At 60.8% G+C, this 6,356-nt stretch carries 8 protein-coding genes and 1 pseudogene; 8 read left to right on the top strand and 1 reads right to left on the bottom strand.

What is annotated here, in order from left to right; translation table 11 throughout:
* The 8 genes and pseudogenes from AB3X86_RS23540 to AB3X86_RS23505 form a co-directional block, all read left to right on the top strand.
* Positions 1 to 686: pseudogene (locus AB3X86_RS23540) on the top strand (hypothetical protein); the annotation flags it as partial.
* A 228-nt stretch (positions 687 to 914) separates the two neighbouring features.
* Entirely contained in the window at positions 915 to 1,124 is a 210-nt protein-coding gene (locus AB3X86_RS23535; RefSeq protein WP_368597869.1) for a hypothetical protein, read from the top strand.
* A gap of 359 nt (positions 1,125 to 1,483) precedes the next feature.
* Positions 1,484 to 2,056, top strand: a complete 573-nt coding sequence (locus tag AB3X86_RS23530; protein WP_368597868.1) for a GNAT family N-acetyltransferase — start codon at positions 1,484 to 1,486, stop codon at positions 2,054 to 2,056.
* A gap of 876 nt (positions 2,057 to 2,932) precedes the next feature.
* Positions 2,933 to 3,223 carry a hypothetical protein gene (locus AB3X86_RS23525; protein ID WP_368597867.1) on the top strand — a complete coding sequence of 97 codons (291 nt, stop codon included), beginning with the start codon at positions 2,933 to 2,935 and terminating at the stop codon, positions 3,221 to 3,223.
* 120 nt (positions 3,224 to 3,343) lie between these two features.
* The gene (locus tag AB3X86_RS23520) at positions 3,344 to 3,718 is read left to right on the top strand and encodes a hypothetical protein (RefSeq protein ID WP_368597866.1); all 375 of its coding nucleotides are present in this window, start codon (positions 3,344 to 3,346) and stop codon (positions 3,716 to 3,718) included.
* Between the two features lie 35 nt (positions 3,719 to 3,753).
* Positions 3,754 to 3,948, top strand: a complete 195-nt coding sequence (locus AB3X86_RS23515) for a hypothetical protein (protein ID WP_368597865.1) — start codon at positions 3,754 to 3,756, stop codon at positions 3,946 to 3,948.
* Between the two features lie 114 nt (positions 3,949 to 4,062).
* Positions 4,063 to 4,329, top strand: coding sequence for a hypothetical protein (locus tag AB3X86_RS23510; protein ID WP_368597864.1), 267 nt, complete (start codon positions 4,063 to 4,065; stop codon positions 4,327 to 4,329).
* A 2-nt stretch (positions 4,330 to 4,331) separates the two neighbouring features.
* Positions 4,332 to 5,216, top strand: a complete 885-nt coding sequence (locus AB3X86_RS23505) for a 4-hydroxy-tetrahydrodipicolinate synthase (protein ID WP_368597863.1) — start codon at positions 4,332 to 4,334, stop codon at positions 5,214 to 5,216.
* A 627-nt stretch (positions 5,217 to 5,843) separates the two neighbouring features.
* Here the strand turns inward: AB3X86_RS23505 and AB3X86_RS23500 are convergent.
* A complete protein-coding gene (locus AB3X86_RS23500) occupies positions 5,844 to 6,293 on the bottom strand; it encodes an SET domain-containing protein (RefSeq protein WP_368597879.1) in 450 nt (149 codons plus the stop codon).
* Between the last annotated feature and the right edge of the window lie 63 nt (positions 6,294 to 6,356).

The raw sequence follows: 6,356 nt of genomic DNA, 5'->3' as shown, positions 1-6,356 counted from the left end.
CCGGCGCAGGCTTTGCGATCGCGGCGACGATACTTCTCGTGACCCTGACACAAAAGTTTTCTTCGGGCGGCTGGGCGACCCTGTCCGTGACGTTGCTGGTGATCGCGGGCTGCATGGTAATACGGCGGCAATACGATTGGGTCGAGGACCGGCGGCGCGAAATGGACGCGAGCTTTGCCTTGCCCGCGCACGAGTTCGTTTCCGCCTGCACGCAAGAGTCGATATCGGGTCACCAGGTCGCGGTCCTGCCTGTTACAGAACACTGGGGGCCGGCGGTTCACACGTTCTTGTGGGTTCAGCGGCTGTTTCCGGAGCAGTTTCGCGCCATCGTGCTAGTCGGTGTGGTGAAGGTGCAGGCGGACGCGCTCGGCACGCCAGAGGCCATCCGGCGCAGGCAGGAGCGGCTTGACGCGTCACTGGACCAGCTGGAGGGCTATTGCTCCAAAGCCGGCCTTGCTGTCACTCGGACGATCGGCAATGGTACAGATACCATCATGGAGTTGGAGCGCCTGATTCTGGCCACGGGGGCGAGCTTTCCGGGATGCGTCTGCTTTGCCAATCAACTGATCCTGCCGCCAAACCGGCGTTTCAGCGAATGGATGCACAACCAGACCGCACTTGGCCTCCAACGCCGGCTGCATATGCAGGGTATCCCGCTGATCATATTGCCAATCTCGTTGAGGTAGCGGGCCATCCAGGAAAGGTCGAGCCGACCTCACCCGCGCTCAACCAGGACCAATCGCGAGCAGCGGCAGACCGCCGGTGCGTCTCAGGTGAGCGCAGCAATCAGCCATTAGACCGATACCGGCCGGTGTTCGCGCCCGGGCTTTGGAACCGCGCCGGGCTCGCCCTGCGAGTTCGGAGTGTCGTTCCGAACAGGTTGCATCGCCGGACTCAATGCGATCCGCGTACGCATGGCTGAATTCGAGGACGCCCTGCCGGCAATCATGATCTCCGGCCTGCAGGACAAGTTGAGGGACATCAACGGGATTGAGCGGGACATTGATCAGCTTGAGAAGCAGATATCCGCACCTGCTACGCAAGACTTCAGTGTGGGCGGGCGCATTGTGAGTCTACCCGGTGAATCAGGTGGAACGGCGTCGGCAGAAACAGAACGTTTATGAAGCGCCGAATCCGTTTTACGCAATTTTTAGATTGAGTGTCGTAAGCTCTAATGCAGGCAAGTCGCAATGCTGCAACAGGGCTACCGTATGTCTACTTTGGTGCGCTTTACACGTCGAACCGGTCGTCGAAATCCGGACGATTCTGGAACGGGATTTTATCGCCGGTGCTCGCGTCTGCAATTCATGCGCGCGATCAGTATCGCCGGTGCGCTGGTTGCCTGTGTCGCGGTCGCGTCGGGCTTGGCCGTTATTGGCCTTGCCGCCTAGTCGCATCGCTCGCGCCGCTGATCATTCTTTCCTGGTGAGGCAGAAGCGCCATGCGGTGTACGCCTGTTTCGATACCAACTGACGACAGCCTCATGCAGGATTCACTGGATACTGGCCGGGTGATCATCAGGCCGTTTGATCCCGAACTCGACCTGAATTCGCAGATCACGAAACTGCTGCGCCGGGCAGCCGCATCGGTTGATGTGGTGAGCAACCTCCCGGGCCATTGCCAGCGAAGGGAGCGTAGGGTGCATCGGGACACCGTGGACGAAGCGTGCTTTGTCGCTGTGTGCAGGGGACGCGTCGCGGGAACGCTAACCCTGCGCGGTGCGGACCCGGTTTCGGCCTGTCGGCACTTTCGGCGGCCAGATGTCGCCACGGTACATCGGTATGGTGTCGAACCGTCGAGGCAGCGGCGGGGCATCGGCCGAGCGCTGCTTTCGTTTGCCAACCGCTGGGCCGCCGCGCACGGATATATGCAATTGGCCCTGGAAGCGCCGATGACCGCGTCGGTCCTGCTGGATTTCTACCGCAGCCAGGGCTTCAGTCTGGTTGATACCGTCCGATTTCCTGGCTGTGAATACGAAAGTGCCGTCCTTAGCCGGCCGAGCCTGCCCGGCTGGCCGTGTTTCCGAATGTCGCGCGCCCGCTATCGCTCGCGATGAGCAGGAATCTCCACGTACCAGTGCCCCCAGTAGGTTCTTTCGCAGAGAGATGCTGGAATGAGCGCAAGACATGAGAACTCCTACCCGCAGGGCACGCGTGCCGGAATGGTGCCTCGCGGTCGAGGCTCGCCGCACGGACGTGCACTTGTCAAGATCGCGGTCCTGGTTATGCTCGCCAACCAGATCCCCACTACGGCGTTTGCCTTTCTCGCGCATTGCAATTACCCCGACGTCGCGTTCGGCCTCACGACGCTGTTCAGCGTCGTGTCATGCGCCAGCCTGATTGTCTGGATTCGGACGGATGCGAAGCACGCGTGGGAGGACGCGGTCGAATCTGGCTTTGTCAGCCCCGTCGCGATAGCCCGACGCAGGGCGGGTCGTGATCCGGCCGGAATGCCCGCGCCGCTGGCTCGTCGTGTTGCATGCGGAATGGAAAGGCGGAATTGCCGCGACAGAGTAGTTTCGGGCCTTTACGATCTTTTTACTTGCCGGTCTGCCAATGCGTAATAGAATAGTCGAATATCTAAAAGATAAAGCCGGTCAAATGAGTACCATCCGAAGTTCCCGTCCCCCGAGTCGTTTCGCTGCCTGACAGGCAGGACGTCTGCGTCTCTTTCCTTTGAGCCACCGTCTTGCAATCAGGCAAGCGGTGCGCATCGTAGTTACTTTCCAGGCACCTTATTGCGCCACGTGGATAGCGGTATTGCGACTCTCCGCGGGCGAAGTGCGGCCACTTCGAACTCAGCGCGGGTTTCGGGCGCAAGCATGCGGAATCTAACCGCGTGTCCGACTTGCGTCGAGCTTCAGCCGTAGTCATCGCAGCGCATGAGATTGCCGTAAACGGGCTGGCGTGGCTCCATTTAAAAAGGAATGCATATGAAAAATTCAGGTGCAGAGAATCTGGAGTCAGGTTCGCCGCGTCTGAGCGCGCACGAGATGGCGGCATTAATGCTGCTCGGCCATGCGCCGGTCAAGGTCGAAATGGAAGTGGAGGATCTTGACATGACTGCACTTCACGATGCGGGAGTCGCGCAACGGATTGAGCGCGAACCAGGCTGGCAGGAGTTTTCGATTACGAGCGAGGGCAGGGATGTATTGCGCGTGCTTGGTGCATCGACCGGTCCTGAAGACGTCGGTGAATGGCTCGCCGCATCCGGAACGTTATGAACGTAGTGCCATCGTCCGGAATGGGGCACTCCGGACATTCAGTAGATGTCAGCTACTGCGCTTGATTTTTGGTTAGTAAGTAATGTGTTTTGAAGTGCAAATGAAAAATGGAGTCTTGCCATGTTTGATCTCAACAAGGAATATACCCGCGAAGCGATTCGCTCGGCTTGTGGGGGCAGCAAGCAGGCCTTCCTTCCTGCGAAGAATGGAAGGATCGTGGCTGCCTGCCTGCGCACGGATCTGAATCCGCAGGCACCGGACGTCATCATCTGCGACGGCAGCGCTTCGGCGCGTGCTGCTGGCCGGACGCTCGCAGCTCAGCGGGATGCGATTCCGGTCTTCATCAAGATCGAAGTGGACTCGTTTCGCTTCGTCGGTCTGTTCACGGTAAGTGAATCCCTGACCGCGCCCCTCGACTGCGCGCCATATGTGCGCAACAGCGGGTTCACACCGGGCCAAGTGTCTCGCGTACTGAAGATGGCGCGTTGCCAGTAGCTGATCGTCAGTGCCCGACAGACCAGGGAGGCGGCATGAAGGCACTGATGAATGCACACGGGGTTGCTCATTGCCGCCGCGCTTTGCTCAATCGAGGTCGAGCCGCTTCCCGCGTCGCAAGCGTCGGCGACGTTCGGATATTGACGCCTGTCGATGTCGAAGCTATCGCACTTTTTTCCACGCGATGGCCTGATTTTTTCGAGATCTTTACTCGTTATCTCTTACGCTGAAACCGTCTCGAATCCACCGGATCTTTCCAAACGCATATCATGGCCCCCGCCCTGTCGCTCAATATCCCCGATGCAGGCGCCCGTCGCGCTGTAGCGGCTGTTAAACGTAATAACGTGATCCCGTTTCCTTCGCGTGTGCTTCTGCCCGTGTCCTTCGTGCGCGCGTCGGATGAAAGGTCGCCCACGCAACTGCAGGCACTTCTGCACTCGCCGCTCGGCGTCTACGTGACCTCGATCGAGCGGGTTCGCAACGAAGTGAGCGTGCAGCTCGACATCGCGCCCGACGACCTCGACTTCACGTTGCACACGTTGATTGCGACGCTGCCAGAAGCGAGGATCGGGCGCATTTCGCGCCACGTCGGCAACGAGGGGGCACGCTGATCATGTACTCGGGAGTTTGGTTGCCGATCGTCACGCCGTTCCGCCGCGGCAGAGTTGACATCGATGCATTGCAATACCTCGCCGATATGTATCTGCGCACGGAAATCAGCGGCTTCGTCGCGCTTGGCACGACGGGCGAGGCCGCCTTGCTGTCGCAGACCGAGCGTGCCTCGGTGCTGGATGCGCTCTTCGGGGTTGTCGGCAAAAAGCTGCCGGTGCTTGTGGGCGCCGGCGCCCCGGACACGCGCGAAGTGCTGCGCGAAATCGATACCTACGACCGCTGGGACTGCGCGGGCTACCTCGTGTCGGCACCGTCTTACGTCGGCCCCGATCAGACTGGCGTGCGATGGCATTTCGATCAGATTGCGCGGGCAACCAGTCGCCCGATCGTGCTGTACAACGTGCCCCATCGGACGGGCGTGACGATTGCGCCCGACACGGTCGCGGCCCTGCTCGAGCACGACAACGTCGTCGCCATCAAGGAGTGCGTGGCAAGCCACTTTACCGAGCTCAGCAGCTTGTCTGTGAGCCTGTTGTGCGGCAACGATGAAGCATTCGTCGATTGCCTGAGCATGGGGGGCGCCGGTGGCATCCTCGCGAGCGCTCACGTCTTCGCGGACGTGCTCACCGAAGTTCTCGCACTGATGAACGCCGACCGCGAGACAGATGCCCGCGCGCTGTTCGCACATGTGAGCCCGATTACACGGCTCCTGTTTTCCGCTCCAAACCCGGCCGCGATCAAGGCGATGATCGCTCTCGACCATCCGATTTGCGCCGAGACGCGCATGCCGATCGCTCCCGCATCGGCGGAGCTGGTGGCGCGGCTCAGCGATGCGCGCGAGAATCTGCAAGCGCTGCGTGCCGACTGCCAGGACGCGGATATCTAGCTGGTGGCTGCCGTTCCTTAAGGACGGTCCGTGCAGCCCTCGGCGAGGCCGCTCCGTGGCTCGTAAGCCGCACGATCGGGATTGGTCGATCCAGCGCGCTTGAGCTACTGGCGCAGGGTGAGCATCAGCGCGTCATGCACGTCCTAGATCACCTGCGTTACGGACTGCGTACATGACGATGCGGGAGGCATGCAGAGGTACCTTGGGCAGGACCGGTATAGGGCATCCTGCGAAGTTCTTAATCCTTGTCGTGCGCACGCTGTCCCGTAAGCCCGGTGTCACGACATGCTGGAAACCAAAGCTGCCGCTGGACTGGCTGCATTACTCCAAGACCTGACTGACAAGCTATGCGCGCAACTCGGCCTTATGTAAAGCTTCACATAAGGCCGAACTCTGCTCCTTCAGACCCGGGGAGGAAAGACCGTAACGCCCCGGACAGCCGCCCCTCACGCTGAACCATGCACGTGACGGCGGAGGGAGTGCGCCCCCTGATCGGCAATGAGCCAAACGGTCGCAATCGGGCGCCCATCTGTGCCGGCCGGAGGCCGTGCTCAGATATCGGCGTACGCCGTGTCTGTATGAGACACCGGACACATCGCGCATCGGACTGTCTGCGCTGCAGCAGGATTATGCCGACGCAGCATTGCTGCCCAGCATGGTTCGACGGCATCGCGATGCGCCGCAATGACACGTGTACTGGGTCCGGATGTCGTCGGTGACCGCGCCGTCGACTGACAGACCGTAGTCGATGAAGAGTTCGTCACCGGGTGCGATAGGGGCGAGGGCGTGAATGAATACCCTGTCGCCCGTCTCGATGGCTTCGCAGTTGGGGGCGCAGGCGTGGTTCAGAAAGCGGGCGCTGTTGCCGCCCCGGCTGCCGTCGATCACTCGTCCGTCAGACAGGCCGAACACGAACGTGTGGCCGACCTCGGAGCGTTGGCGGGCGGCGGCGCGCCGCCAACTGGTCAATTCCCCCTTGTACTCGATGACCCGTTCGCCTGCAGCGATTGGCTGTAGCGCGAACAGTCCCATGCCATGTACGGGAGAGCGTCGTGCGGTGATGCGTCGCAATCGCATGGTGTCGTTTCCTTTTGGTACGTCGGTCGGTGAGGCGGGTTGATGGGCGATCCGAAGCATATC

Origin of the sequence: Paraburkholderia sp. BR14374, from assembly GCF_040948685.1 — a bacterium.
Taxonomy (GTDB): Bacteria; Pseudomonadota; Gammaproteobacteria; order Burkholderiales; family Burkholderiaceae; genus Paraburkholderia; species Paraburkholderia youngii.
The sequence above is the reverse complement of the archived record's forward strand: the minus strand, read 5'-3'. Positions and strand labels throughout refer to the sequence as shown.

What these genes read in the sequence shown, in the direction of transcription:
- AB3X86_RS23500 (WP_368597879.1), bottom strand. Translation starts at nt 6,293, where the DNA reads ATGCGATTGCGACGCATCACCGCACGACGCTCTCCCGTACATGGCATG.
- AB3X86_RS23530 (WP_368597868.1), top strand. Translation starts at nt 1,484, where the DNA reads ATGCAGGATTCACTGGATACTGGCCGGGTGATCATCAGGCCGTTTGAT.
- AB3X86_RS23505 (WP_368597863.1), top strand. Translation starts at nt 4,332, where the DNA reads ATGTACTCGGGAGTTTGGTTGCCGATCGTCACGCCGTTCCGCCGCGGC.
- AB3X86_RS23535 (WP_368597869.1), top strand. Translation starts at nt 915, where the DNA reads ATGGCTGAATTCGAGGACGCCCTGCCGGCAATCATGATCTCCGGCCTG.
- AB3X86_RS23520 (WP_368597866.1), top strand. Translation starts at nt 3,344, where the DNA reads ATGTTTGATCTCAACAAGGAATATACCCGCGAAGCGATTCGCTCGGCT.
- AB3X86_RS23515 (WP_368597865.1), top strand. Translation starts at nt 3,754, where the DNA reads ATGAAGGCACTGATGAATGCACACGGGGTTGCTCATTGCCGCCGCGCT.
- AB3X86_RS23525 (WP_368597867.1), top strand. Translation starts at nt 2,933, where the DNA reads ATGAAAAATTCAGGTGCAGAGAATCTGGAGTCAGGTTCGCCGCGTCTG.